The organism is Micromonospora sp. NBC_00821, assembly GCF_036347035.1.
GTDB classification, from domain to species: domain Bacteria; phylum Actinomycetota; class Actinomycetes; order Mycobacteriales; family Micromonosporaceae; genus Micromonospora; species Micromonospora hortensis.
Genome location: NZ_CP108880.1, coordinates 5,076,155 through 5,100,488, shown reverse-complemented (window position 1 = coordinate 5,100,488; position 24,334 = coordinate 5,076,155). Strand labels below are relative to the sequence as shown.

Annotated in this window: 23 protein-coding genes and 1 pseudogene; 16 read left to right on the top strand and 8 right to left on the bottom strand. The window is 66.7% G+C overall.

All coding sequences use genetic code 11. The annotated features are described in order from the left end of the window. Positions 1 to 123 precede the first annotated feature (123 nt). Positions 124 to 1,911: a glycoside hydrolase family 15 protein gene (locus OHB44_RS23160; RefSeq protein ID WP_330438260.1), complete on the bottom strand. Its 1,788-nt coding sequence runs from the start codon at positions 1,909 to 1,911 to the stop codon at positions 124 to 126. Positions 1,912 to 2,154: 243 nt separating this feature from the next. On the opposite strand from OHB44_RS23160, the gene OHB44_RS23155 reads away from it, so the two are divergent. After that, the gene (locus tag OHB44_RS23155; RefSeq protein ID WP_330438259.1) at positions 2,155 to 3,390 is read left to right on the top strand and encodes a low temperature requirement protein A; all 1,236 of its coding nucleotides are present in this window, start codon (positions 2,155 to 2,157) and stop codon (positions 3,388 to 3,390) included. Positions 3,391 to 3,409: 19 nt separating this feature from the next. On the opposite strand, the gene OHB44_RS23150 is transcribed toward OHB44_RS23155, so the two are convergent. Further along, the gene (locus tag OHB44_RS23150; RefSeq protein ID WP_330438258.1) at positions 3,410 to 4,018 is read right to left on the bottom strand and encodes a TetR/AcrR family transcriptional regulator; all 609 of its coding nucleotides are present in this window, start codon (positions 4,016 to 4,018) and stop codon (positions 3,410 to 3,412) included. A 326-nt stretch (positions 4,019 to 4,344) separates the two neighbouring features. Here OHB44_RS23150 and OHB44_RS23145 point away from each other — a divergent pair, with 326 nt between their 5' ends. The 4 genes from OHB44_RS23145 to OHB44_RS23130 all read left to right on the top strand — a co-directional run bounded on the left by OHB44_RS23145 (position 4,345) and on the right by OHB44_RS23130 (position 7,810). Next, on the top strand, positions 4,345 to 4,905 hold the full coding sequence (locus OHB44_RS23145) for a hypothetical protein (RefSeq protein WP_330438257.1): 561 nt from the start codon (positions 4,345 to 4,347) through the stop codon (positions 4,903 to 4,905). A 1-nt stretch (position 4,906) separates the two neighbouring features. Further along, a complete protein-coding gene (locus OHB44_RS23140; RefSeq protein ID WP_330438256.1) occupies positions 4,907 to 6,328 on the top strand; it encodes a dihydrolipoyl dehydrogenase family protein in 1,422 nt (473 codons plus the stop codon). Between the two features lie 108 nt (positions 6,329 to 6,436). After that, entirely contained in the window at positions 6,437 to 6,742 is a 306-nt protein-coding gene (locus OHB44_RS23135) for a hypothetical protein (protein ID WP_330438255.1), read from the top strand. Positions 6,743 to 7,246: 504 nt separating this feature from the next. Beyond that, the gene (locus OHB44_RS23130; protein WP_330438254.1) at positions 7,247 to 7,810 is read left to right on the top strand and encodes a hypothetical protein; all 564 of its coding nucleotides are present in this window, start codon (positions 7,247 to 7,249) and stop codon (positions 7,808 to 7,810) included. A gap of 123 nt (positions 7,811 to 7,933) precedes the next feature. Here the strand turns inward: OHB44_RS23130 and OHB44_RS23125 are convergent, their stop codons facing one another. Beyond that, positions 7,934 to 8,479, bottom strand: a complete 546-nt coding sequence (locus OHB44_RS23125) for a TetR/AcrR family transcriptional regulator (RefSeq protein WP_330438253.1) — start codon at positions 8,477 to 8,479, stop codon at positions 7,934 to 7,936. Between the two features lie 39 nt (positions 8,480 to 8,518). Here OHB44_RS23125 and OHB44_RS23120 point away from each other — a divergent pair, with 39 nt between their 5' ends. The 6 genes from OHB44_RS23120 (at position 8,519) to OHB44_RS23095 (ending at position 12,371) form a co-directional block, all read left to right on the top strand. Next, on the top strand, positions 8,519 to 9,418 hold the full coding sequence (locus OHB44_RS23120; RefSeq protein ID WP_330438251.1) for an SDR family NAD(P)-dependent oxidoreductase: 900 nt from the start codon (positions 8,519 to 8,521) through the stop codon (positions 9,416 to 9,418). A 275-nt stretch (positions 9,419 to 9,693) separates the two neighbouring features. Further along, the gene (locus OHB44_RS23115) at positions 9,694 to 9,933 is read left to right on the top strand and encodes a hypothetical protein (protein ID WP_330438250.1); all 240 of its coding nucleotides are present in this window, start codon (positions 9,694 to 9,696) and stop codon (positions 9,931 to 9,933) included. A gap of 153 nt (positions 9,934 to 10,086) precedes the next feature. After that, positions 10,087 to 10,413 carry an SDR family NAD(P)-dependent oxidoreductase gene (locus OHB44_RS23110; protein ID WP_330438249.1) on the top strand — a complete coding sequence of 109 codons (327 nt, stop codon included), beginning with the start codon at positions 10,087 to 10,089 and terminating at the stop codon, positions 10,411 to 10,413. 163 nt (positions 10,414 to 10,576) lie between these two features. Then, the gene (locus tag OHB44_RS23105) at positions 10,577 to 10,936 is read left to right on the top strand and encodes a hypothetical protein (RefSeq protein WP_330438248.1); all 360 of its coding nucleotides are present in this window, start codon (positions 10,577 to 10,579) and stop codon (positions 10,934 to 10,936) included. Continuing rightward, entirely contained in the window at positions 10,899 to 11,735 is an 837-nt protein-coding gene (locus tag OHB44_RS23100; RefSeq protein WP_330438247.1) for an alpha/beta fold hydrolase, read from the top strand. The genes OHB44_RS23105 and OHB44_RS23100 overlap by 38 nt, the downstream gene beginning before the upstream one ends. Before the next feature lie 75 nt (positions 11,736 to 11,810). Further along, positions 11,811 to 12,371, top strand: coding sequence for a VOC family protein (locus OHB44_RS23095; RefSeq protein ID WP_330438246.1), 561 nt, complete (start codon positions 11,811 to 11,813; stop codon positions 12,369 to 12,371). 450 nt (positions 12,372 to 12,821) lie between these two features. Here OHB44_RS23095 and OHB44_RS23090 read toward each other — a convergent pair. The 3 genes and pseudogenes from OHB44_RS23090 to OHB44_RS23080 all read right to left on the bottom strand — a co-directional run. After that, a pseudogene (locus tag OHB44_RS23090) lies at positions 12,822 to 12,944 on the bottom strand (IS5/IS1182 family transposase); the annotation flags it as partial. Positions 12,945 to 13,011: 67 nt separating this feature from the next. Continuing rightward, positions 13,012 to 13,137, bottom strand: a complete 126-nt coding sequence (locus OHB44_RS23085; protein ID WP_330438245.1) for a hypothetical protein — start codon at positions 13,135 to 13,137, stop codon at positions 13,012 to 13,014. A 132-nt stretch (positions 13,138 to 13,269) separates the two neighbouring features. Continuing rightward, positions 13,270 to 13,833, bottom strand: a complete 564-nt coding sequence (locus tag OHB44_RS23080; RefSeq protein ID WP_330438244.1) for a TetR/AcrR family transcriptional regulator — start codon at positions 13,831 to 13,833, stop codon at positions 13,270 to 13,272. Between the two features lie 114 nt (positions 13,834 to 13,947). On the opposite strand from OHB44_RS23080, the gene OHB44_RS23075 reads away from it, so the two are divergent. From OHB44_RS23075 to OHB44_RS23055, 5 genes are all read left to right on the top strand, one after another. Then, positions 13,948 to 14,673, top strand: a complete 726-nt coding sequence (locus OHB44_RS23075) for an SDR family oxidoreductase (protein WP_330438243.1) — start codon at positions 13,948 to 13,950, stop codon at positions 14,671 to 14,673. Between the two features lie 58 nt (positions 14,674 to 14,731). Then, positions 14,732 to 15,796: an aldo/keto reductase gene (locus tag OHB44_RS23070; RefSeq protein ID WP_330438242.1), complete on the top strand. Its 1,065-nt coding sequence runs from the start codon at positions 14,732 to 14,734 to the stop codon at positions 15,794 to 15,796. Beyond that, positions 15,793 to 16,785 carry an acyltransferase domain-containing protein gene (locus tag OHB44_RS23065; RefSeq protein ID WP_330441268.1) on the top strand — a complete coding sequence of 331 codons (993 nt, stop codon included), beginning with the start codon at positions 15,793 to 15,795 and terminating at the stop codon, positions 16,783 to 16,785. Before OHB44_RS23070 ends, OHB44_RS23065 begins: the two co-directional genes overlap by 4 nt. A gap of 581 nt (positions 16,786 to 17,366) precedes the next feature. Next, positions 17,367 to 17,669, top strand: a complete 303-nt coding sequence (locus tag OHB44_RS23060) for a hypothetical protein (RefSeq protein ID WP_330438241.1) — start codon at positions 17,367 to 17,369, stop codon at positions 17,667 to 17,669. A gap of 205 nt (positions 17,670 to 17,874) precedes the next feature. Continuing rightward, entirely contained in the window at positions 17,875 to 18,732 is an 858-nt protein-coding gene (locus tag OHB44_RS23055) for a tyrosine-type recombinase/integrase (RefSeq protein ID WP_330438240.1), read from the top strand. Positions 18,733 to 19,021: 289 nt separating this feature from the next. Here the strand turns inward: OHB44_RS23055 and OHB44_RS23050 are convergent, their stop codons facing one another. Together OHB44_RS23050 and OHB44_RS23045 are read right to left on the bottom strand one after the other, a co-directional pair. Next, positions 19,022 to 19,855, bottom strand: coding sequence for a hypothetical protein (locus tag OHB44_RS23050; RefSeq protein ID WP_330438239.1), 834 nt, complete (start codon positions 19,853 to 19,855; stop codon positions 19,022 to 19,024). Beyond that, a complete protein-coding gene (locus OHB44_RS23045) occupies positions 19,852 to 24,330 on the bottom strand; it encodes an AAA domain-containing protein (protein WP_330438237.1) in 4,479 nt (1,492 codons plus the stop codon). The genes OHB44_RS23050 and OHB44_RS23045 overlap by 4 nt, the downstream gene beginning before the upstream one ends. Positions 24,331 to 24,334: the final 4 nt, after the last annotated feature.

Here is a 24,334-nt window from a genome sequence, read left to right as displayed (position 1 = left end):
CCAAGCGCGATCAGCTGGGTCAATCCGGACGTTCGGGTGGTGGCGTGACTGCGGTCCTGCATCACGCCGCTTGCAAGCCTGGCCAGTGGCATCCTCGTTGCGGAGGTGGCGGCACGTCCGCCCTCAGGATTTGGCGCCGGACTCCACCTGATCGATGGCCCAGGCGGCGTTGATGAGACCGATGTGGGACAGCGCCTGGGGGAAATTCCCGATCAGGCTTTCGTCGCGGAGATCGATCTCCTCCGACAGCAGGCCAAGATCGTTTGCCCGGTCGGTGACGTTTTCGAAGATCTGCTTGGCCTCGTCGATCTCTCCGGCCAGGGCCAGAGCCTGGACCAGCAAGTACGAGCAGACGATGAAGGCGCCCTCCGATCCCGCCCCTGTCCAGCGCTGCATGAGGCCGTCTCGCCCCAGTTCACGCCTGATGGTGTCCAAGGTGGCGAGGACTCGACTGTCGTCGCCGGGGAGGAACCCGATGATCGACATGATGAGCACCCCGGCGTCGAGGTGGTCGGACCCGAACGCACCGGTGAACGTCCCGGCCGAGGTGCTCCAGCCGTCGGTGAGAATCGCCGCGTGGATCTCCTTCATGGCCTGCGACCAGTGCGGGACCTGCGCCTGCGCGCCCAGGGTTCCTGCCAGCTTGACGGCCCGGTCCAGGGCTACCCAGCACATCAGCTTCGCCGTCAGGTAGTGCCGGTGCCCCTCGCGTCCTTCCCAGACGCCGGCGTCGGGCTCCCGCCACGTGGCGGCTGCCCGGTCGGCCAGCGACCGCAGCAGGTCCGCGGCGGCGGGCGACAGGTCCGTGAGTTCGTCCCGCAGGACCCAGGCGCACTCCAGGATCTCGCCGAGGACGTCGAGCTGCTTCTGCTGCCAGGCGTCGTTGCCGATCCGCACCGGTCGGCTGCCCTGGTAGCCATCGAGGTGCTCCAGGGTGTGTTCGGTCAGGTCCCGCTCGCCACCCGCCCCCAACATGATCGGCACGTGATCCTCCGCGTCCACTGATCCCAAGGAGGCGGCCATCCAGTCGAAGAAGCGGTGCGCCTCGTCGGGGCAGGCGGCAACCCACAGCGCCTTGAGGGTGAAGCTGCCGTCGCGGAGCCAGCCGAACCGGTAGTCCCAGTTCGCCTCTCCGCCGACGTCTTCCGGCAGCGAGGTGGTGGCTGCCGCGATCACCGCACCGGTCGGCTGGTACGTCAACGACTGAAGGACCAGGGCGCTGCGCCGGACCGCCTCCCGGTAGGCGCCCTGGTAGTCCTGGTGGATGCCGTCCCAGGACTGCCAGCCGGCGATGGTGTCCCGCAGTGCCGCGCGCCCGTCCAGCGGCACGGTCAGCGGGTCAGCCGCCCGACGGTGATGCAGCGAGAACACGGCGCTATCGCCTGCGGCGAGAGTGAATTGCCCGGTCACCAGTGAACCGTCGACGGCAAGATCACGATCAGCGGTCAGGACCAAGCGGTCGGCGCCCCCGGATATCTCTATCCCCATCGGCGTTTCGGCAACCATGGGGCTCACCAATCCGTACTCCGGCCGGGCCGCGATTTCGACCGCCACCTCCACCACGCCAGCGACCACCTCGACCTGCCGCAACAGGACGTGCGGGGACGTGTAGCCGATCCGGTGACCACGTTCCCCGGCACCGAGGCTGAGGGCGTCCGTCAACCTCAGCACGCCGCTTTGGGTTTGGAACTCCGTGCGGAGCACCATCGTGCCGTCAAGGTAGTGACGGGAGGTCGTGTACCGCCCGAGCGGTCGGATCGACCAGAAGCCGCCGGTAGCGCCGAGCAACTGCGCAAAGACGCTCGGCGCGTCGAACCGGGGCGGGCACCACCAGTCCACGGACCCGTCCGAGGAGACCAACGCCGCGCTGTGACAGTCGCCGAGAAGTGCGTAATCACTGATCTTCGCCACGCCCGGCGCGTACCCGCGGTGGTACTCCGTATGCCCGGCGTCGCGCGACGCGGGGTGGTGTCGGCTGAGGCGGCGTACTGACAAATGCGGTCGAGTAGGTGGTTATCTCGGACGTGGAGGGTCTTCGGTCGCTTCAATGAGGTGGCTTCGGGTGCCCACCAGGTGTCCCTGCGGTGATGGGGGCCGACGCAACCCTCTGGCGGGCGGCTCGTTGGTGCGGCAAGGGGCGGACGGAGGCGGATTATGGCGGCGGGGCGGGGTGCCGAGCTGCTGCGTCCTGCCACGAGTTCGGGTCGGGCGACGTTCCTGGAGCTCTTCTTTGATCTGGCGTTCGTTGTTGCTCTTACTCGGGTGTCGCAGCGGTTCGCCGACGTGGGTGATGACACGGGCTGGGTGTTGGTCGGGGGGGTTGGTCGTACCCTGTTGCTGTTCTTGGCACTGTGGTTGATTTGGTCGCATACCACCTGGATCACCAGTCGGTATGAACCAGAGCAGCCGATCATCCAGGCCGTCGTGGTCGGCACCATGTTCGCCGGCCTGATCATGGCGGTGACGTTGCCGCGCGCCATGGAGGAGCGTGCGTTGCCGTTCGCGGTGGCGTACCTGGTGGTGATGGTGGTGCGGCCGCTGGTGATCGCCGCCGCGCTGCGTGGCCACCCGCGGCGGTTGGTGCCGTTCCGGCTTGCCGGGTGGGCTTTGGTGAGCGCGCCTCTGTGGCTGGCCGGCGCGTTGGGTCCGGACCGTCTTCGTCTGCCGTTGTGGGCTGCCGCCCTCGCCGTCGACTATCTCGCCTGGGGCCTGGGCTGGCCGCTGCCGTGGCTCGGGGTCTCGAAGGTGTCCCACTGGCGGATCGCGGGGACTCACCTCGCCGACCGTTACCAGCAGATGTTTCTCATCGCCCTCGGTGAGTCGATTCTGGTCATCGGCGCGGTTTTCAGCGGCGCGGACTATTCCGCCGAGCGCGCATGCGCCTTCGCGGTCGCGTTCGCCACCAGCGCGCTGCTCTGGCGAATCTACTTCTACCGCGCGGGTCTGCTGCTGAGTGATGCGTTGGCCCGGGCGGTGATGCCTGGGCGCTTGGGTACGGCGTCGGAACGGACGCATCTGCTGATCGTGCTCAGCGTGCTCGTCACGGCGGTCGGCTACGAGTTGGTGATCGATGATCCGTATGGGCCGTCGCAGCCGAGTTGGCTTCTGTTCGTGGTGGGCGGTCCGGTGTTGTTTCTCGTCGCTCGCATACGGCTGGACTATGAGATCTTCGGTCGGCTTTCCTGGTCCCGGGTGATTGGCTTGGTCGTCCTGTTGCTGTTCACGCCGCTGTTGGCGCGGTGGGCGCCGATGGTCGGGCTGAGTGTGGTGGCCGCCGTGCTGGCCCTGGTCGCGCTCCTCGACGCGTTGCGAAGCCGGGGACGGCCGCTGGAGGTCGCGTCCTCGCCGGTCGGGCGGGCGACGGCCGGCGATCCCGACGCGGAAGCCTGACCGCGCGCGGCCACGTGGACTAGCCTGCGGATTCGGTCGGCTGGCGCTCGGCAGTGATTCGGAGAAGTCCTTCGACGCCGTGGAGGAAGGTCTCGGACACCTTCGCGGGGTCGAAGAGGCACCCGGCTGCCATGGCACCGTCGCGGAGCATGACGAAGTGACGCGCGGCGGACTCTGCCGTCTCCTCCTGGACCTGCGCCATCAGCGTGGTGAGCGTGTCCAGGAACCATTGCCGGTGGGCGATGATCTCCTGACGCACGGGATGTTCCGTGTCGGGATACTCCGCCGCAGCGTTCAGAAACGCGCATCCACGGAACCCCGGGGACTGGATGCTCTCCGCGATGGAGTCGGCAATGGCCAGGAGTGGGGCGACCGGCCGTGAATTGGTGGTGATGACCGTGTCGACCGCGCCGCGATCCATCTCATGGACTTCACGCAGGTAGGCGAGGATGAGATCGTCCTTGCTGGGGAAATGCCGGTAGAAGGTGGCCCGGGTCACCTTCGCCTCGGCGATGATCCGATCTACGCCGACGGAATGGATGCCCTCCGAGTAGAAGATCCTGGTTGCCGTGGTGAGGAGCCGTTGGCGCGCCTCGGAGGGGCGGGCACCGGGTGCGGTGGGCGTCATATCGTCATCGTAGCGGATAGAACGTTCGGTCTAAGGGGCGCGAGCGGCCGCAGGCTCGACAGCACCAGTCGATGGCGACGGGTGGGAAGCGACGCCGGGGCAGGTTGATCGTGCCGGCCCTCGCCGCCAGCGCCGGCGGCGAGGGCGCGTGTGATGCGGCGATCAACTCGGTCGGCTGGCCGCCAGCGGGGGCGTTGCGTGCAGCAGCCGAGCAGGGCCACCGGAGTGGACAGAACGTTCGGTCTTGACGATACGGGTTGCGCCTGTCATGCTAGACAAGACAGAACGATCGGTCTCTTCAACCCCCTCCGTTGAAAGGGTCACCCGTGACCACCATTGCTGCTTCGCCCGGTATTTCCCAGACGGCTTCCGCGCTCCGGCGGCTGTACTTCGTCCGCTTCGCGTTCGCCATCGTCTGGGCTGGCGTGACGATCGCTACCGCTAAGGAGATCGGTCCGCTCGCGGTGGCGCTGTTCGTGCTCTACCCGTTGTTCGACGTGGGTGCCGCCATCTACGACCTCCGTGCGTCGCGGGGCACGGGCTCGCCGACCCTGCTGTACGTGAACATCGCGGTAAGCCTGGTCACGGCGGTCGGCGTGGGTGTCGCCGGGGCGTCCGGTATTCCCGCTGTCCTGCGGGTGTGGGGCGCTTGGGCGGTCGTCGCTGGTCTGGTTCAGTTGATCGTGGGGGTCACTCGTCGAAAGATGGGCGGACAGTGGCCGATGATCATCAGTGGCGGCATCTCCATTCTGGCCGGTGGGTCCTTCATCGCCGGTGCCTCCGCGGACAACCCGTCGCTGACCAACGCTGCCGGCTACGCCATTCCCGGTGCCATCTTCTTCCTCATCGCCGCCATCCGCCTCGGCCGCGCCGCGAAGGGCAACTGACATGACCACAACCGAGTACGACGTCATCGTGATTGGTGCCGGTCCGGTCGGTGAGAACGTGGCCGATCGGGTCGTGCAGGGCGGGCTGACCGCCGCGATCGTTGAGCGGGAGTTGGTCGGTGGTGAGTGCTCGTACTGGGCGTGCATGCCGACCAAGGCGTTGCTGCGCAGCGCGTCGGCGTTGCGGGCGGCTCGTCATCTGCCCGGTGCGCGGGAGGCGGTGACGGGCGACCTGGACGTCGCGGCGGTGCTTGGCCGGCGGGACTCCTTCGCGTCGCACTGGCAGGACGACGGGCAGGTGTCCTGGCTCGAGTCGGCTGGCATCGCGCTGCACCGCGGTCAGGGGCGGATCAGTTCCGCCCGGGTCGTCGAGGTGACCGGCGTCGACGGTGTCACCACGACGCTGACCGCCCGGCACGCCGTGGTCGTCGCGACCGGAAGCAGCGCTCTGTTGCCGGATATCCCGGGGCTGCGGGAAGCCCTGCCCTGGTCCAGCCGCGAGGCGGCTTCGGCCCGGCCGGTTCCCCGTCGGCTCGCAATCATCGGTGGTGGTGTGGTGGCGGCCGAGATGGCGACCGCGTTCGCCGCTCTGGGATCGTCGGTGACGGTGCTGGCCCGTGACGGTGTGCTGCCGTCGGCGGAGCCGTTCGCCGGTGAACTGGTCACTGAGTCGTTGCGCGAGGCCGGTGTGTCGGTACGCCTCGGCGCGGAGGCCGTCGCCGTCAACCGCGACGACAGCGGAACCGTCCACATCAGGACCGCCTCCGGCGAGCGGGTCGAGGCCGACGAGGTGTTGGTGGCGATCGGTCGTACACCGAACACCCAGGACATCGGCCTCGACCGGGTCGGGCTGGCGCCGGGTGCCTGGCTGGCGGTCGATGACACTCTGCGCGTCGTCGGCGGCGGCGAGTGGCTCTATGCGGCGGGCGATGTAAACCGGCGGGTGCTGCTGACCCATCAGGGCAAATACCAGGCGCGGGCGGTGGGCGACGTGATCGTGGCCCGGGCGAAGGGCGAGAAGGTCGAGGACGGCCGGTGGGGCCGGCACGCGGCGACGGCCGATGAGCGAGCGGTGCCGCAGGTGATCTTCACCGACCCAGAGATCGCGTCGGTCGGGCTGACCGCGGCTGCGGCCGAGGCAGCTGGGCTACGGATCCGGGTCGTGGACTACGACCTCGGGGCCGTCGCCGGAGCTTCCCTGCACGCCGATGGCTACAAGGGACACGCCCGCATGGTCGTCGACGAGGACCGGAAGGTGATCATCGGCCTCACCCTCGCCGGCCCGGACGTCGCGGAACTCATCCACGCCGCGACCATCGCCATCGTCGGCGAGGTCCCGCTGGACCGGCTGTGGCACGCGGTTCCGGCCTACCCGACCGTCAGCGAGGTGTGGCTGCGGCTGTTGGAGACCTACGGCCGCTGAACTCCGGAGGCGAGCCACTGAGCTGGCTCCTGAATAGCTGCCGTTACCGGCAAAAAAGAACGTTCGGTATTCCCAATCCAGGTTTCTTTCCACTTCGAGGAGAGTCCCTTGCCCACCAAGATCACTATCGTCATCGATAACCCTGCAAGCCCCGACGACTTCGAGCGGGCCTACGCGGACGTGAAGGCTGCCGCAGCGAAGTTCCCGAAGCTGCGGCGACTCGAGTCTGCGAAAGTGTGGCCGAAGGAGGATGGCACCGCTACCCCCGCGTACCGGACGCTCGACCTCTACTTCGACAGCTACGAGGACGCCTCCGCAGCGGTCGCGACGACCTTTGCCGCTGATGTCTTCGGCACCCTCGTGGGGACGCAGGTCACGTTCAAGGGGCTGTTCTCGGACATCGAGCAGGCTTAAGGATTACAAGCTCCCCGGGCGTAGGCAGAAACGACGCCTACGCCCGGGGTTCCTCAGCCGACGTCGGCCTCACCGCCGGCACCCGCCGGCAGACCCCGGGACTCGCCGGCAGCGGCACTGCCGCGCGCATTCCGAACATCAGCTGAGGTTGCGGCAACCACGATCAGTTTCCCCCGGCGGCGGCGGTCGGGGAGGGGAGGGGAGTGGCTAGCGATCCCTATCCCCCGGAGTCTCTCCCGCGAGGAGCGGGACGGTCGCATGATGAGTAGATGACGTTCCTTGTCACCGGCGCGACCGGTACCGTCGGCGGTCATCTGGTTGACGAAGGCAGGTTGCCGTCCGCCTCCCTTCGGGCGTGACAGGCCGCAGGACCTACCCCGAGCGACGACCTGGAGGTGCTGACACGCCCACCCGCACGTCCACTCGGGGCGTGGCTCGCTGACACCGCCAAGTGTGTGCCTGAAAGCAGTCCTGATCGTCCGAGAAGTTCCTGAAAGGGCCATCGTGAGTTCCGTTGCTGCTTCGCCTGGCCATTCGGGGACCGCTTCCGCCCTGCGGCGGCTGTATTTCGTCCGCTTCGTGTTCGCCGTCGTCTGGGCGCTCATCCTGTTCACGACCGCCAAGGACATCGGCCCGCTCGCCGCCATCCTGCTCGTGCTGTACCCGTTGTTCGACGTGGGTGCCGCCATCTACGACCTCCGCTCGTCGCGGAAGGCCGATTCACCGGCCCTGCTGTACGTGAACATCGCGGTCAGCCTCATCGCCGCCGTCGGCGTGGGTGTCGCCGCCGCGTCCGGCATTCCGGCGGTCCTGCGGGTGTGGGGCGCGTGGGCGATCGTGGCCGGCCTGGTTCAGCTCATGGTGAGTGTCACCCGCCGCAAGGTGGGCGGCCATCTGCCAGTGATCATCAGCGGCGGCCTCTCGGTGCTGGTGGGTGCGGCATTCATCTCGCTTGCCGGCGCCGACAACCCGACGCTGGCCTACGTGGCGGGCTATGCCATCGCGGGTGGCGTCTTCTTCCTCGTCTCGGCGTTGTGGCTCAACCGCACGGTGGCGAAAGGGAACTGACGCGGACGCGAAATGCGTTCCTGCATCCCCGACTGAGGCGTCGCCGCATTGCCGCACATTGCGGCAGCTCCGCGGCCGGCGCGCACCACCACCCCGGGCTGACCGACCTCGTGGCTCGGATCTTCAGGGTTGGAGCGTGCGCAGCATCAGTGCGAGATAGCGCTGGGAAGCCGTCGCAGCGTCGGGCCCAGCGGCCAGGACGACGCCGTGGTGGGCGGCGATCAGCAGCCGGAAGTCGGCGACGGTCAGGTCGGCGCGGACGGTGCCCATCGCCTGTGCCTGCTGCAGCAGCCGGGCGATGACCCGTTCGGTCTCCTGTCGTTCGTGGTCGAGCCCGCGTCCGGTGACCACCGCCTCGACGTAGGCCCTGGTGAAACCTCTGTCCTGCAACTGGTATGCGCAGAGTGTGCGAATCAGTTCCCGCAGCGCACGCGCCGGATCCGGGTCGCGCAGGGCTTCGGCGTGCATGGCCGCGCAATCGTTCCATTGGTCGGCGTAAGCGTCGGTGATAAGGCGGTCCCGGGTGGGAAAACGCCGGTAGACGGTGGCGACGGACACATCGGCGCTGCGGGCGATCCGAGCCACCGTGACGTCCTCGCCCTTCTCGGCGAAGGCGCGCCGTGCCGCGGCCAGGATTCGGTGTCGCTTCTCCTCGGCGTCCCAGCGCATCAAATGAGCGTACGCGCGGACGTTTCTCCGCTTGAGGAAGTGCAACAACCGTACGCCGCAATTCCTCAGTCCTTTGCCGGGCGCACGACGAGGGTCGGACCGTGGTTCCTGCACCGACACGCAAACGAAGGGGAGATCATGGAAACACTGGACGGCACCACAAGCCTCGTCACCGGCGCGAGCCGGGGCATCGGTCGGGCGATTGCCCAGCGGCTCGCCGCGGCTGGGTCGCTGGTGGTAGTGCACTACGGCACGAGCGAGTCAGCCGCGCAAGAGACCGTCGCGCAGATCACCGAGGCGGGCGGCGCGGCGTTCGCGGTCGGCGCGCAGCTCGGCGTGGCGGGTGACGCCGATCGGCTCTGGGCTGGCGTGGAGGCCGGGTTGGCCGAACGCGGCGCGCGTCGCGGCATCGACGTGCTGGTGAACAACGCGGCGATCGGCGGGGCCACGCCGACGCTGGCCACCGCACGGCCGGATGACTTCGACGAGTTGTTCGCGATTAACGTGAAAGCGCCGTTCTTTGTGGTCCAGCGTGGCCTGAACCTACTCCGCGACGGTGGCCGGATCGTCAATGTCTCGTCCGTCGCCACCCGAGTCGCGATACCCGGCACTCTTGCGTATGCCATGACGAAGGGCGCGATCAACACGTTCAGCGTCACGCTGGCACAGGAACTGGGCGGTCGGGGTATCACGGTGAACGCGGTGATGCCCGGGACCACCGCCACCGAGAACAACGTGGCCTGGTTCGACGCCCAACCGGCGATGCGCGAGGTCGTCACCGGGCTCTCGGCCCTACGTCGTGTCGGAGAGCCGGCGGATGTCGCGGACGTTGTCGCCTTCCTTGCCTCTCCAGCCGGGCGATGGGTGACCGGCCAGGTGATCGACGCCTCCGGTGGGACGCATCTCGGCCTCTCCGTCGACCAGGGCCCGCCGGAGTAGATGCGACCGGTTTCGCCTGCCGCTGGTCGATCAGACGGAGACCGCGGTGACCAGCTTACCGGCGGTGTGCCGGTCTCTACGGCCGCGATCTTCATGTCAAGTCTCTTTTGTGTTTTTTATAGCTCACAGGGGAGGGCGTTCTGCTTTGTCTTGGGCTTGTCGGTAGTCCGGGGAAACCTGCGACCGTGGTGATGACAGTGCTGGCCCAGTCGTACAGTCGCCGCGCTGATGGGTGAACTGTGCCGTCGATCCGTGGACCACGCGCATGTTCGGCTTTGACCCAGAGCGCGGGAGCGCTTCTTGAGAAACGTCACGACGACCTGTCGGGTGGGGTCGAGTTCTGGTTCGTGCGGCCGGACCACATCGACGACGTACTCCGGGTGAACATCAAGCCCAACGGCGGACTCATCGGCGACGCCCAAGCCTCGCTGATAGTCGCCACCGACGCCGACTTCAGCAGTGGCACGCTGCGAAGCCTCGTAGAAAGCGCCGCCCTTGACCTTGGCATGCCTTGATGCGATAGGTCACATGGAACGTCGAGGACCCCCGCTCCGCGCCACGAGGATGGCATCACGGGACCTGACCAGTTACGTGCCCGGAGCTTACCTGGTCGCGGTAGCTTGGTCTCAGACGCGTAAGGACTTGTCGATCATGGCCGATGACGGTTCGTGGCGGCGACCGCTTTGCATCGTCTGAAAAAACTCGGAGAGGAGGTATTGAAGACTTGGCTCATCACAGGCTGCTCGAGCGGCTTCGGCCGGCGGCTCGCGCTCGCTGGAGCACAGCGCGGAGATCAGGTCATCGCGACGGCCCACGATGACAAGACGATCGAGGAAATCGCCGAGCCTCTCGGTGGCCGGATGATCACTTTGCCACTGGACGTGACCGGTGCGGCGGCTGCCAAGGTGGCGGTCGCAACGGCGGTCGAGACCTTCGGCGGGTTTGACGTGCTCGTGAACAAGGCCGGCGACGGCCTGTTCGGCGCGATCGAGTAAGGCACGCCCGAGGAATATCGGCCGATGTTCGAGGCGGACGTCTTCGGTCTTCTGGCGCCGGCATCGTTCGGCGGCGGAGGACGTTATTACAGCGCCGCCAAATTCGCCGCGGAAGGGGATACCCGAAGCGCTCGCCGACGGGCTGAAACTGTTCGGCATACGCGTGCTGATCGTCGAGCCCGGGCCGTTCCGCACCGATTTCCTTGGCCGTTCGATCACGATGGCGGACAACGTTATGCCGGAATGCGCCGCGGGCTCGCGCAAGCACTATCGGGCGGTCGACGCCGATGAAGCCCCGCTTTATCTGCGGCTCGGCCCGATCGCGCACTCGGTCGCTGAGCGAAGCTGGCTGGCTTTCCGCAGCGATATCGACGCCTGGTGCGACATCATGATTGCCACCGATTTCGACCAGCCCCTGAGCGCTGGCGGCGAGCTCTGTGTGAACGTCAACATTTCTCGACTGGAAAGCGATCATGATCGCAACTTTGAAGGGGTTCACCCAGCAACTGGTGCCGGTGAATGACATCAAGATCAACGCCGTCACGGGAGGTTCGGGCCCGCCGATCCTTCTGTCTCACGGCTGGCCGGAAACGTGGTGGGGATGGCACAAAGTGATGCCGCTGCTGGCCGAGCATTTCAGCGTGGTGGCCATCGATCTGCGCGGCGCGGGCTTCTCCGACTGCCCGCTCGACGGCTATGACAAGGCGACGATGGCGCGCGACGCGCACCAAGTCATGGTTGCCCTTGGGCATGAGCGCTACGCCGTGTGCGGACATGACTTCGGCGGAATGGTCGCCCTGTCGCAGGCCGTCATCTATCGAGAGGCTGTTACCCACCTGGCCGTCCTCGACGCTCCGCTCCCCGGCTGGACCGGATGGGAGGCGGCGATCGCAAGACTCTGGCACTTCAGCTTCCACATGAACCGGGATCTACCCGAGCGCCTGATCCATGGCCGTGAATATGACTATATTTCGACCTTCATGTCTGAGCGGTTCTACGATCACAGCACCTTCGATCCGGCGGACATCGACGTCTACGCGAAAGCGATGGCGCTTCCTGGCCGCACCCGCGGCGGCATGGAATGGTATCGGACCCTCACCGTCGACCATGCGGCCGCGCTCGAGTACAAGAAGCAACCGCTCGAGATGCCGGTGCTAGGTCTGGGCGGGGATCAGCGCTTCGGTGCACAGATGGTGCCGATGCTCAGAGAGTTCGCCAGCACTGTGACGGGCGGCTCGATTGCGCGGTGCAGCCACTTTGTCGCGGACGAGAGGCCGGATGAAGTCGCGGCCGCTCTGATCGAGTTCCTCAAGGCCAAGTGAAACTCTGCGACCGGCGCCGTCGTGGGGCCGGGCGGGCAGCGACACCGGGGGCAAGTTGGGACAACACCTGTACTGATGGCGCTCGATAAGGAAGGAAAAACCGTCATGACCGCACCTGTCATTCGCGGCGTTAATCATATCGGCATCACGGTGCCCGACATCGAAGCCGCAAAATCGTTCTTCATCGAAGCTTTCGGCGCCCAGGTGATCTATCAGTCCTTCGGACCGGATGATCCGCCTCGGCAGGGACCCGAATTCGAGCGGGCCGTTGGCGCTTTCCCGGGAACGGTCGTGCGCGCGCAGGCGATGGTCAAGATCGGAAACGGACCCGATTTCGAACTCTTCGAAATGCACGGTCCCGAACAAGCCCAGCCGATCCGGGCGAGCGACTTCGGCATCACGCACTTCGGTCTCTACACCGACGACATCGACGCATCGGTTGAGCGCTTCGAAAGGGCCGGAGGCACGCCACTCACCGCGCCTCGCGCTATTCCCTATACAACCGAAGAAGGTCCTGGAAACAAGGTCTGCTACTGCCGCATGCCCTGGGGCACGACGATGGAATTCATCACCACTCCGGACCGTATGCCCTATCATGACCAGACGGATGTGCGTAGATGGCAGGACGAGGACTGAGCAGGGCGCGAAAAGGGATCCGCATCAGTCAAGTCACGGCGATGCTGACACTGTCGTAAGATTTGACGAGTGCGCAGCCGCGACGGCTGCCATGACGGATAGACCGCGCCGGCCGTCAGCCCATCCGGGCAAGCTTGGCCTTCGTCAGCGCGTGCCGCTATGCGCTGCGAGCCGCGAAGTTCGTACGACTACGGGTGCGCGTGAACCGTCGAGAGTATCGGGGCGGACAGCGAGAACGCTGACGCCAGCCGCATCATGTCGGCAATTGGCTGATCCGCCTCTATCGGTGAAGAGTTCCCGATGTCGCGCAGCGTCGAGGCCGTGTGGTTGATCCCGCCTGGGTGACATAGGCCTTAATAGTGCTTTGTTACAGAGCGTTTCACATTGCTGGCAGTCGGGTGTGCTGAAGGTGCGGCGTTGTTGGCGGGTGGCGGGTTCGCCTCGGGCTGTTAGACGGCGGAGCATGCCGCCGAGGGCGGCCCACCGGATCATGGCCTCGGAGGTGCTGGGGTAGGTCTCGTAATCGCGGGCCAGGCGGCGGTGGTCGGTGATCCAGGCCAGGGCTCGCTCCACTCGGGACGTCGGTCGGCCCGAACGTGGTCTCCCCAAGGGTGTGGTCGAAGGGGAGGGCGGTTGATCGTCAGAGGCCGTCCGCGAGGTGTGCCGGCTGCTGATGGACGCTGCAGAGCCGGCCCTCGGCGTTGACTGCCGGGGCCTCGCGCAGCCAGCCGAGTTCGTCGGAGTAGAGGGCCACGGGTGGTTCCATCGGCGGATGGCCACGTCGCCGAGGTCGGCGTCGTACTCGCCGGGCGGGTGTGACGGCGATCCAAATCTGGTCGCCGAGCAGCGTCGGCGAGGTTGGCGTAGGCGTCGAATGGGTTCTCACCAACACCCCTTCTCAGCAGGACCTGAGTCCGTCGACGACGATGGTTAGCATGCGGTCGAGCTGGGCGCGCTGGTCGGCCCCACCCGCAACGGACAGCACACCGGCGAGGATGCCGCCGACGTCGACCGGATCGATGTCGCTGCGCAGTTCCCCCGCTTCGGCGCCGGCCGCGAGCACCATTCCCAGAACCTGCTGGACCTCGTCGCACACCGGTCCGGTGCCGAAACGGTTGGAAGCGCTCATGGCGACCAGGGCCTCGCAGATGCCGCGCCGTTCGCCCGCCCACTCGGCGAAGCGGCGCATCCAGGCGTGCAGAGCCTGGGCGGGCTGCTCGGTGGCCAGCAATGCTCGCGCATCCTCGCGTAGCGGGCGGATCTGGTCCCGGTAGACCTCTTCCACCAGATCTTCCCGGGTGGGGAAGTGGCGGTAGAGGGTGGCATTGCCCACACCCGCGCGTTTGGCGATCGCGTCCAGCGAGATCGCCCGCCCGGAGGCGAAGGCTTCGGCGGCGGTAGCGATCAGGTGTGCGCGGTTGCGCTGGGCATCTGCGCGCAGGGCGGTCGGTCGAGGAGTCATGGGCCCTCACAGTTGCTGGTTCGAATCGGGGACTTCCCCGGTTAGTGTACGGTGGTCTAAGCGGGGACCTCCCCGCTAACTGGCGACAACCGTCCTCTCGACGAAAGGCAAGCCATGCCCGCAGCGCTCATCACCGGAGGCACGACCGGAATCGGCAGGGCGACTGCCGAACTGCTGCACGCCCGTGGCTACCAGGTCGCGGTCACCGGACAGAACCCCGAATCCCTCGCGCGAGCGAGGCGGGAGCTACCCGACGACGTCCTCGTCGTCCGTGCCGACGCCCGCGTCCTAGCCGACACCGACGCTCTCATGACAACGGTGTCCGACCGTCTCGGGCATCTCGACCTGCTGTTCCTCAACGCCGGGATCTTCCGCCCCGCACCGGTGGCCGGCGTGACGGAGGAATCGTTCGACGAACAGGCCGACGTCAACTTCAAGGGCCAGTACTTCACCCTCCAGAAGGCTCTGCCGCTCATGAACGACGGCGGATCGATCGTCCTCACCGTGGGCATCGCAGCCCATCGCGGTAGCCCCGGCGCGACGGTGGGAGCAGCGACCCGCGGAGCTCTCCTGGCGATGCTCCCCTCGCTCGCGCTCGAACTGGCTCCGCGCAGGATCCGAGTCAACGCCGTGAGTCCCGGGGCGACCGACACGCCGCTGCTCGACAAGCTGGGAGTCCCCCAGAGCGGCCGGGATGCCATGCGCGCGAACATTCCGTTCGAGCGGTTCGGGTCCAGCCAGGAGGTTGCGGAGGTCGTCGCCTTCCTGGCCTCGGCGGCGGCCGGCTACGTCACCGGTCAGGACATCGTCGTGGCCGGTGGCCACGGACTCGGTTCCTGACACCCGGCGCACTGCACATCTCCCTGAACGTCCGGAACCACAACCACAGGAGAAGACCATGGCACTCACCCTTGACACCTACCGGCAACTGGGGCGCTCCGGCCTGCGGGTCTCGCCGCTCGCGCTGGGCGCGGCCACCTTTGGCAACGAATGGGGCTGGGGGGCGGAGCGGGACGAAGCGCGGAAGTTGTTCGACCTCTACGTCGAGCGCGGCGGGAACTTCATCGACACGGCGGTCACCTATACCAACGGCACGTCGGAGCGCATGCTCGGTGAGTTCGCCCAGGACCAGCGCGACAGCCTCGTGCTGGCCACGAAGTACACGACCCTGCGTCGGCCGGACGACCCCAACTCCGGGGGCGCGAGCCGCAAGAGCCTGTTCGGGGCGGTCGAAACCAGCCTGCGACAGTTGAACACCGACTACATCGACCTGCTTTACCTCCATGTGTGGGACCCCACCACGCCGGTGGAGGAGATCCTTCGCGGACTGGACGACCTGGTCCGGCAGGGCAAGATCCTGTACGTGGCCATCTCCAACACCCCTGCCTGGCAGATCTCGCGCATGCAGACGATCGCCGATCTGCGGGGCTGGTCGCCGCTGGTGGCGCTGCAGTTGGAGTACAACCTGGTGGAGCGGACCGGTGAGCGTGACCTCATCCCGATGGCGCAGGAGTTGGGGCTGGGCACCGTCCTGTGGTCGCCGCTGGCGGGAGGTGTGCTCACCGGCAAGTACAGCCGTGAGGACCTGGCCACCCCGCCGAACACCGACAGCGGAAGCGTCCGGAAGAGCTTCAACGTGGCCCTCGGGGGAGTGACCGAGCGCAGCCTGGCCATCGTGGACGTGGTCAAGGAGGTCGCCGATGAGCTGGGCCGCACGCCGGCTCAGGTCGGGCTCGCCTGGACCCTGCAGAACCCCGGGGTGACAGCGCCGGTCATCGGGGCCCGGACCACCGAGCAACTGCGGGAGAACCTGGGAGCCCTGGAGGTCGACCTCAGCCCGTCGCACCTGGCCCGTCTGAACGAGGTCAGCGCCATCGACCTCGGCTTCCCCCACGCGATGCTCGCCAGTGACCACATCCGCGCGCAGACCCGCGGCGATCTGAAGATCCAGGCCCGCCGCTGACCGGGCGCCGAGCGTCCGGGGCGGCGGTCCTCCTGTCCCCGGACGCTCGGCTGGGCCGGCCGGCTGCTCAGCCGAGCATCTGCCGCGAACCCGGATCTCGCGCGGCGCGTTCCCACCCAGGGCCTCCATGGAGTGGCGCCGGGATCCGCACCTCGTGGTTGCGGGTCAGCCACGCCTTCCACTCGGCGCTGGTCGAGCCTGCCCTGGACGAACTACGCGCCGTCGCCGACGGGCTGCGGTTCGCCCCGCCCACCCGCACCGTCGTCTCCGACGTCACCGGCGCCGTCGCCACAGCGGCTGAGCTGACGTCGCTGGACTACTGGGTGCGCCACGCGCGGGAGGCCGTCCGGTTCCGCGACGGCGTCCGCACCGCGCTGGACCGCGGCGTCGACACGTTCGCCGAGCTGGGCGGCACCGGTGCGCTCATTGCGATGGTGCACCAGTGCACGGACGAGACTCCCATGGCGACCGTGTCACTGCTCGGTCGCCCAGCGGACGACGGCGGACCGGGGGAGCCGACCAGGTACGCGACGGCACTGGCCCGGCTGCACGTCACCGGCCACGTCCCGCCGCCCGCCGTACCGAACGCGGAGCCCGCGGACCTGCCCACGTTTCCGTTCCGCCGGGCCCGATCCTGGCGGGCCGCACCGGTCGCGGCACCGGGAGCGCACCCGGTACTGGCGGTCGAGCTCCCGGTGGCGAGCACCGGTGACCTGCTGCTCCACGGGACTCTGTCGGTGGCCGCACAGCCGTGGCTGGCCGACCACGTCGTCGCGGGCCGGGTGGTGGTGCCCGGCGCGGCGATGCTGGAGACCGTCGCTTACGCCGCTGGCCGCCCAACCCCGCGGGCTGGCCCCGGTGTGGCGCCAGGTATCAGCCACGATGTCCACGTCCGGGGTGCTACTACGCCACACGCCCGTGGCGGAGGCGTCGCCGACTTCTTCGAGATGCTGGACGAAGCTGGCGTTCCCGAAATTATCCAGCGATAAATTTCTCCACTTGGGAGCGCCTGAGTGGACCGAAGGACGCCGCTACATGGGCGTGGAACTACTGGTCAAAGCTCGCCCCAGCCCAGCCCAGCCCAGCCCAGCCCAGCCCAGCCCAGCCCAGCCCAGCCCAGCCCAGTCCAGCCCGACCGACACAACACCGCCCAGGCCGACCCACCCGAATCGACGCATAGCATCAGACCGGATTCCGATGGTCGTCTCCTACACCACCAACGCGGACGTGACCGAGTCTTGGGCAGGAACCTGGTCCGCTCATTCATACCTTCCCGGCCCTCTGTTGTTGCGCGTGATCTTGATGTCAGCAGCGGCCGGTGAAGGGCCAGTAGGAGGCGGCCGAACGGATCGTGCCTCGTCACGTATTGCCTGAATGTGATTGTTCGGTCATGACACAACTTATCCGACCGAAGGAACATCTCGTCGGTCCACTCGTACCTGCTGCCCTGCCCGCGCGTCCGGGTCCAAGCCCGATGCCGATGCCCGCTCTACCTGCCCGAGTCTGTCCGTCGGCGATCACGGACGCGCCCCTGTTGCTGTGGATGGCTCTTCCGGCACGCTGTGGCCGGGTGAGCGCGCAGCACCTCCTGCGAGCGCTGGGTTGGCCCCCGCACCACCGCCTCGACGTTCAGACGCGCCACGGCATGCTCGTCATCTGCTCGGCCAGCGACGGCCTCCACCGGGTGGGCAGCCGAGGTGACCTACCCTTGCCGGCGAATGCCCGGCACATGTGCCGCATAGAGCCCGGCCAACCCGTGCTGCTCGCCGCCATCGTCACGCACGACCTACTCGTTGTGCATTCCGTCAGCACCGTCGTACGCCTGCTCGCCGACCTGCACACTCACCTGGCGGGAGTCGGCAATGACCGCTGACCCCGCCGCCGTCGCTGCCGCACGACAGGTTCTGGCTCACCTGGGCGTCACGCTGACCGACCTGCAATCGCATCCCGCGACGCCGTCCGTTGTGCCGACGGTCGCCGAGTACCTGCCCCGTGTTGTCGCCGCTGCCGGGCCTGGAGCACGCCGCACCTACGGCACCTACTGGGAGCGGATGGCCGCCGCGTGGCCCGAGTGGCCCGTGGACTCCGTCACCGCCAGTGATGTCGAGGCTCTGAAACAGGCGATGATCGCCAGCGCCGCGTCGCGGCGCAACAGCCGCAACGGCCGGCACGCTGGTGAGCACCTCATCGCCGCCGCCCGCGCGTTCTACCGACGTGCCATCGCCGACGGGCTGATCGACGCCGCCGCCAGCCCCGCGCACCGCGTCGCGAAACCCCGACGCTTACCCGGCACCCGCCGCGCCTTGACCGCATACGAGTTGGAGGAGATCAACGCGATGGCGCGCACCAGCGGAAACGACGTCATCCTCGACGCGCTGCTCCTGCGCCTGCACACCGAGACCGCGTGCCGCCGCGGCGGCGCCCTGGCCCTACGGCTGGTCGACCTCGATACCACCAACGGGCTCGTCCGCCTCATCGAGAAAGGACCCACTGTCCGCTGGCAGCCCGTCACCCTCGATCTCGCCGGACACCTGCGAGAGCACGCCGACGCCCGCGGCGCGGTCCTGCCGACCGATCCGCTCCTGCGCGCACGCAACGGCCAACCGATCACCAGCCGCCGCTACGACCACCTGTGGAAGCGCTTAGGTGAGCGCCTGCCCTGGGTAGCCGTGCATGGCATCTCGACCCACTGGCTGCGGCACACCACGCTGACCTGGGTCGAACGGCACTTCGGCTACGGCATTGCCCGCGCCTACGCCGGACACACCGACAGCCCTGGTTCCTCCACCACCACCTACATCAAGGCTGATCTGCACGACGTGGCCAACGCCTTGTCGGCCATGACCGGCCAGCCCCATCCACTGGCCCGGGCGGCAGATCACGCCCGCGGCACGTGGTCGCAGGTGAACCACGTCGTATCGCCCACGTCCGAGTAGGGAAAGTCGCCGCGTGCGGTGTCGGGGGAACCACCTCCAAATGCATCGCACGCGGCGAGGCGAGCGGACCGGCCTTGCAGCCCTCGGTCCCAGCGGAAAGTTCTTCGGCAGCACGTCACGGCTGCCCCGTCGTTGAGTTTGTTTCGTGCGGCGTCTCAAGCGGTCGCGTTGGGATGCTGAGGCGCTCGGGCCAAGCGCGTTGATGGGGTGCCGGCATGGCGATCGCGCGGCCCCGGATGGCCCGATCGTCCCGTGCGCCATGTTGATCCGATCCCGGTTGGAACAGCGTCTATGCCTTGAGCTGTTCGAGGTCGTTGAGTGCGGCTACGACGACGTTCCAGGCGATCCGGACAGTGTCGTCATCGGGCGAGTAGTGCTGCTTGATCTGCTTCTTTGGGTGTACCAGGTTGCGGTGGTTGCGCAATACGTGGGCATAGTCGGTCACGTCTCGAGCAACCCACTTTTTCTCGGCAGCCAAATCGATCAGCGACTCCAGGTTATCGGTGGGGCGCGGGCCTCCGGTGTGTTGAGCGAGCGCCACGTCGTAGAGGACGCCTTCGAGCAGGCTTCCGAGCATGATGACGGCGGCGGTGCAGGCACCGGATTGCCAGCAGATGTGGGCCTCGTTGAGTCGGGCGGTGAGGTGGCGACCGAAGTCTGGGTCTTTCAGGATGTTGGCGAGGCTCGCGGTGAGTTCCAGCGGCACTTGCATGGTAGGTCGCGTCATCGTCGGGGTCTGCGTGACGAGTTCGGGCCGGCCCGATGCGTAGCGGATTTGGTAGCCCTCCACGGCGAGTAGCCCGTTGAGGTCGTCGACGAGGTGACACCGCGCCTCGTCGTCGTCGAGATATTCGCGGGGGTCGGCGAGGCGGAGTAGCAGCCGGCGGAGCCCATCAGGGTCGCGGCGGCGACGCAACGTATGGAGGACCCATTCACGGCGACCGCCGTTGACGTCGCCTACGCGGCGCCAGCCTGCGGCCTCGAACAGGGCGGTGATCTGTCGGCCGGTCCGATAGTAGGGGGTGCTGTCGTCGCCGCAGATGAGGTCTGCGAGTCGGTCGAGGACGTTGCCGTCGAGGTCGACAGTGGCCTCGCTCCTGTTGTTCATGGGATCAGTTGTCATAGGTTCTGCTCCTCATGTTCGGAAAGCAACTCGATCGGCTTCCAGGCATTGGCAGGTGTGTCCGATGCGTTTCGCGGGGCGATCCCACGTTCCGTGAGCCGGGTGAACAGGGTCGCTAGCTCCTTGTTGGCGTCGAGCTCGAACTCGCTTTCGCGTATGCGGATGACTTCCCAACCCATGCGGAACAGTTCTCGGTCGCGACGCCCATCGGAGATGACGTCCGTCGGTCGGGTGTGCCAGCGGTGGCCGTCGCATTCCACTGCGAGCCTGCCGCCGTCTCCTACGACCACGAGGTCAAGCGTGCGCGATCCGACCTTGAACTGGGGCACGACGTGGTAGCCGCGACGTTTGAGGATCCGAAACACGCGCTGTTCGAGCAAGGATTCGAACGGAGCACACTGGCGGTCGGCGCTGACACTCTTGAGGTCTGGCGAGGGTCCGTACACGGACGGCGGGTTCAGCATGTAGTTGATCAGTGATGCGCGAAGGTCATCGTGTTTGTAGTCCTTGGGCGCAACGGAGGTGAAGAGCCAGAGTTGATCACGAGCGCGACTGGCGGCGACGTTGTAGTTCTGGTACAGGTTCTCGCCGACCCGTCGAGGCGCCGCAGTGACGACAGTGGACAGGAAAATGACGTGACGCTCTGCTCCTTGGAAGGTGGGCGCCGAGCCAACGTTGATCTGACGGGCGGCGCGGACTTCCGGTGCGATAGCCGCGTTGATCTCGTGCTCAAGGAGTTTGATTTGTCCGTGGCCTTGCAGCACGATAACGCCAAACGTCTTGCCCGCATACGTGGGATCGTTCAGGCATTCGAGCAGTTGTGACACGATGCGTTTCGCCTCTACCGGGTTGCGGACTGCCTGTGCAGATCCCTCCTGGTAGGCACCCTCGACATGAACGACGCGCAGCGGCTCCAGATCGGCAGCTTTCCTCTCGCGCAATGGGATGATCTCACTGGCGCCGCGGTAGAACTGCTCCTTCGACCAGTTGATGATTTCAGGCATGCATCGGAAGTGTTCCCGTAAACGGACGACGGCGTCTCTTCCGGATCGCGCCGAGAGGAGACCGTACAGGTGAGCTTTAGGGGTGAAGTGGTATCGAATTTCGGGATCAAGGTCGCCGAGATGGTCCCCAATAGCCCGAAAGTGTTCGTCGAAGGTCCTGCCCATCCGATTGGGTGCCGGGGTGCATTGCTGGTCGTCGCCGACAACGATGATCCTTGGTGCCAGCCACAAAAGAAAGAGATGTTCCAGGCCAACCTGACTCGCCTCATCAACGATGATCACATCGAAGGCATTGCGTTCGACGGTCAGATTCTCGAGCAGGCTCGGCAGGGGAATCACCCAGGCAGGCACGATGCTCTGGGCCTTACTCATCGCCGCCTGCGCTGCCTGACGCAGCTCGCGAACCTTGCGGCCGCCGCCAGCCCCGATCTGCTTGCGGAACCCGCGGAAGCTGCGAAGGGCGCGCATATCGGCGTCAGTCAGGCGATTGACGAACGCCCGAGTTGCTTCGGCCGCTGCGAGCTGCTCGGTGACCTGGGCTAGGTGTACCTCGACGTCGTCGTAGTCCCGTCTGACCACTTGTTCCGTGCCAGCTGTGCGCTGGGCGCGCACGAAACGGTCCGCGTGGTACCAGGCCCATGCCGCAGGCAGATATCGCATGCGGTCGTCCCAGTGAGAATCCAGGCAGCTGTCTTGCAGCAGGCGAAGTAGTTGCGGATGGGCACTGTCCACTTGATGGCTGAGGCTGAGGAGGCGTCGCTCGGCGTGCTGCTCGCGACGCGCGGTGTCCAGTGCATCGACTGCGTGGTGGTATTCCTCAAGGGATCGCTGGTCGATGGCGGCGATGAGGAGTTCAACCTCAGGGCAAGGGTTCTCGCGCGTCATGTGCCTTCGGACTGCGTCACGGTGTCCGGCTATGGCGGCCTGCGCTGCTCGCAGGCGGATGTGGTGGCGGGCGGCTGCGGTGGACGAGGTCACCGCGATGACGTCGTCAGTGGTGGGCATCCTTCTCGGCAGACCAGTAGCTTCCAGGCGGTCGCCGATGGTGGTGTGGACCCCGGCGAGTTGTTGGACGTGCTGAAGGTGGCGGTACGAATCTTGCAGCTCGGACAGGGTCGCGGTGACGCGGCCGGGCGTGATAACTACCCCGACGTCGGCCCACAGCCGCAGGAGTTGAGTGGTTTCGATATGAACTTCGAGATGATCAAGTGCGGCGTCTAGCAGAGGCACCGTAGTCGGTGGCCTTCCATCGACACGCATGCCGCTGATCAGTGCGGCGGCCTTGATGCGGGCCGGCTGCACGGCGAGAAGCGTGCGACAGGTCAGACTTGCAAGGTAAGTGCGGAGTTCGCGGCCCACGGCGAGCATGTGACGGGCTTGCCCCAGGTCGAGCTCACCAGCGTTCGTGAAACGCACTTCCGCACCCAACGTGTGCACCCGAAGTTTGGCCTGCAGGCGCTCGGCGCGTCCGGCGACCTCGGCCACGTGCCGCCACAGGGATTGCCGCCGTCCCGAGAAGTGATCTGCGATGGCACGTGCCACCCAGTTCCGCGACGAGTCAGAGTCCGGGTCCAACCCGAGACGCTCCACGATGGCGGTGAAGCGCTGCCCGAGCAGGTCCAGGTCCTTCAGCATGTCCTCACCGGCAGCCGCCAAACGGGGCGCCCACACAGTGGTGTGTTCCTGAACGGCGGCCGTGGCGTCGAGTTCGGCGTCGAACGCCTCGGCGAGCGCGGCCGGCGTAGGTAGGTCTGACAGGTCAGGGATCACTTGGGCGAGGCGGGCACGTCGAGCTGGGTTCGTCGTTCGTAGCAGATGCACCAGTTCGGTAGCCTCCGCGGTCGTCAAGGGTGGCCTGTCGGGTAGGTCGGGTACGGCCGTCGGCATCCAGTCGAACTGCTTCGCGTTGCCCTTGACCTGACGTGCGATCTGACCAAGTGATCCCCGGTAGAGCTCGGTGCTGAACCAGGGCACGACCGGGTCGTGAGCGATGAACTCCGCCTCACGCAGCTGTTGTAAGCGCTGGTTGAGGTAGGCGGATCGAGACCGCAGCTCGTGCCGTTCGCCGCGAAGCGCCTCAACCTTTCTGGTCAGTTCCTCCGTATGGGCGTACGCGGTCAGGTGGGACAGAGCGTCAAGACCGAAGCCGACCTCGGTAGCGGCGTTTCTGCCATCGGTCATCAGTACACAGAGATCACGCAACGACGCCGGAACCCTCTCGCGAAGCTCGCGTAGCGCCTGATCCTTCTGGCTCGTGACGAGCACCCGCTGACCGCGCGCTAGGAGCGCCGACACCAGATTGGCGATCGTGTGCGTCTTGCCGGTGCCCGGCGGCCCCTGAACCACGACCCCTGTCTCGGAGCGAAGCAGCTCGATGACGCGCATCTGCTCATCGTTCGTCGCCTTGGGAAAGAGAGGGTCGCCACCGAGCACGTCGCCGTTGACAGCGCCCTGACTCCTCAACCATCCGTTACGTTGCTCGGGCTCCGTGTCCACCACAAGCTGAGCAAGCGCAACGGGAACCTGTGCGTCAGGTTGTCGCAGCGCCTCCCGGATGTGCTGATAAGCCTCGGCGAGGAGCACCCGACTGCGCCGACGTACCAACAGCGCCGGCGACAAGCTGACCACCGGGATGCGCGGCAACTCCTCACCCGCCACCGCGGGGTGGGCTTCCTGGTGCACCGCAGTATCCAGACATTCCTCGAGAAGGCCCACGATCGGAGGCAGCAAAGCCAGCCATGGCAGATCCCCGTCGACGATCTCCTGACGGCGATACCTCCCACGCTCACCCCGGAACAGCTCCTGATCGCCTAGGACTTCCCGGTCTTCGACCCTTCTGCGTCCCGTCCCCAACGACACCGACACCTCGGCCGTCGCTCTGTCCAGGCGAGCGACTACACCTTCGGCCATAAGGTGACGACGAAAACGGGTGCCGTCCGGCGCCGTCCACCGAAGCAGACCGATCCCGAGAACGAACTCGTACTCGTCGTCCTGCTGCTCCATCGTCTTGGCAGCGCGCTCAAGTTGCTCATACAACTGCCCAACGGCGTGCAGGCGTCGAGCCTCGTCGGACCATGCCTGCCATTGCTCAACCCAAGCGTCGAAAGCACGCACAATCCGCCCCGGCGGTGCCTCGTGACTGTCATCACCGCTCAGTCGAGCGTCCAACAGGCGCGGCGCAGAACCAGCGGACCTGCCCACGGGGTCCATGTCGATCCACTCGTGCAGCAACTCCGGCGGCGTCGGCTCCGTCGGTGGCCGAGACGGACGCAGCCGCATGATCACATCATCGGCAGGGCTAGCCATCCACTGAACGCCCCGCGGTAGGGCATCGAGCCAGATGACGGGATCAGGCGCGTCCGGGTCTTCCAGAATGTCGCACACTGGGTCCCGCTCGACTGCGGCCGTCACCTCAGCGAGAAACTCGACCAACTTTGTCGCCTTCTCGATCGCATCCTGACTGAGAGTCACGCTC

Bases quoted from the DNA above. Each gene is read 5' to 3' on its own strand.
- OHB44_RS23155 (WP_330438259.1), top strand. From the start codon at position 2,155: ATGGCGGCGGGGCGGGGTGCCGAGCTGCTGCGTCCTGCCACGAGTTCG.
- OHB44_RS23150 (WP_330438258.1), bottom strand. From the start codon at position 4,018: ATGACGCCCACCGCACCCGGTGCCCGCCCCTCCGAGGCGCGCCAACGG.
- OHB44_RS23140 (WP_330438256.1), top strand. From the start codon at position 4,907: ATGACCACAACCGAGTACGACGTCATCGTGATTGGTGCCGGTCCGGTC.
- OHB44_RS23125 (WP_330438253.1), bottom strand. From the start codon at position 8,479: ATGCGCTGGGACGCCGAGGAGAAGCGACACCGAATCCTGGCCGCGGCA.
- OHB44_RS23095 (WP_330438246.1), top strand. From the start codon at position 11,811: ATGGCGCTCGATAAGGAAGGAAAAACCGTCATGACCGCACCTGTCATT.
- OHB44_RS23085 (WP_330438245.1), bottom strand. From the start codon at position 13,137: ATGGAACCACCCGTGGCCCTCTACTCCGACGAACTCGGCTGGCTGCGC.
- OHB44_RS23080 (WP_330438244.1), bottom strand. From the start codon at position 13,833: ATGACTCCTCGACCGACCGCCCTGCGCGCAGATGCCCAGCGCAACCGC.
- OHB44_RS23075 (WP_330438243.1), top strand. From the start codon at position 13,948: ATGCCCGCAGCGCTCATCACCGGAGGCACGACCGGAATCGGCAGGGCG.
- OHB44_RS23070 (WP_330438242.1), top strand. From the start codon at position 14,732: ATGGCACTCACCCTTGACACCTACCGGCAACTGGGGCGCTCCGGCCTG.
- OHB44_RS23050 (WP_330438239.1), bottom strand. From the start codon at position 19,855: ATGACAACTGATCCCATGAACAACAGGAGCGAGGCCACTGTCGACCTC.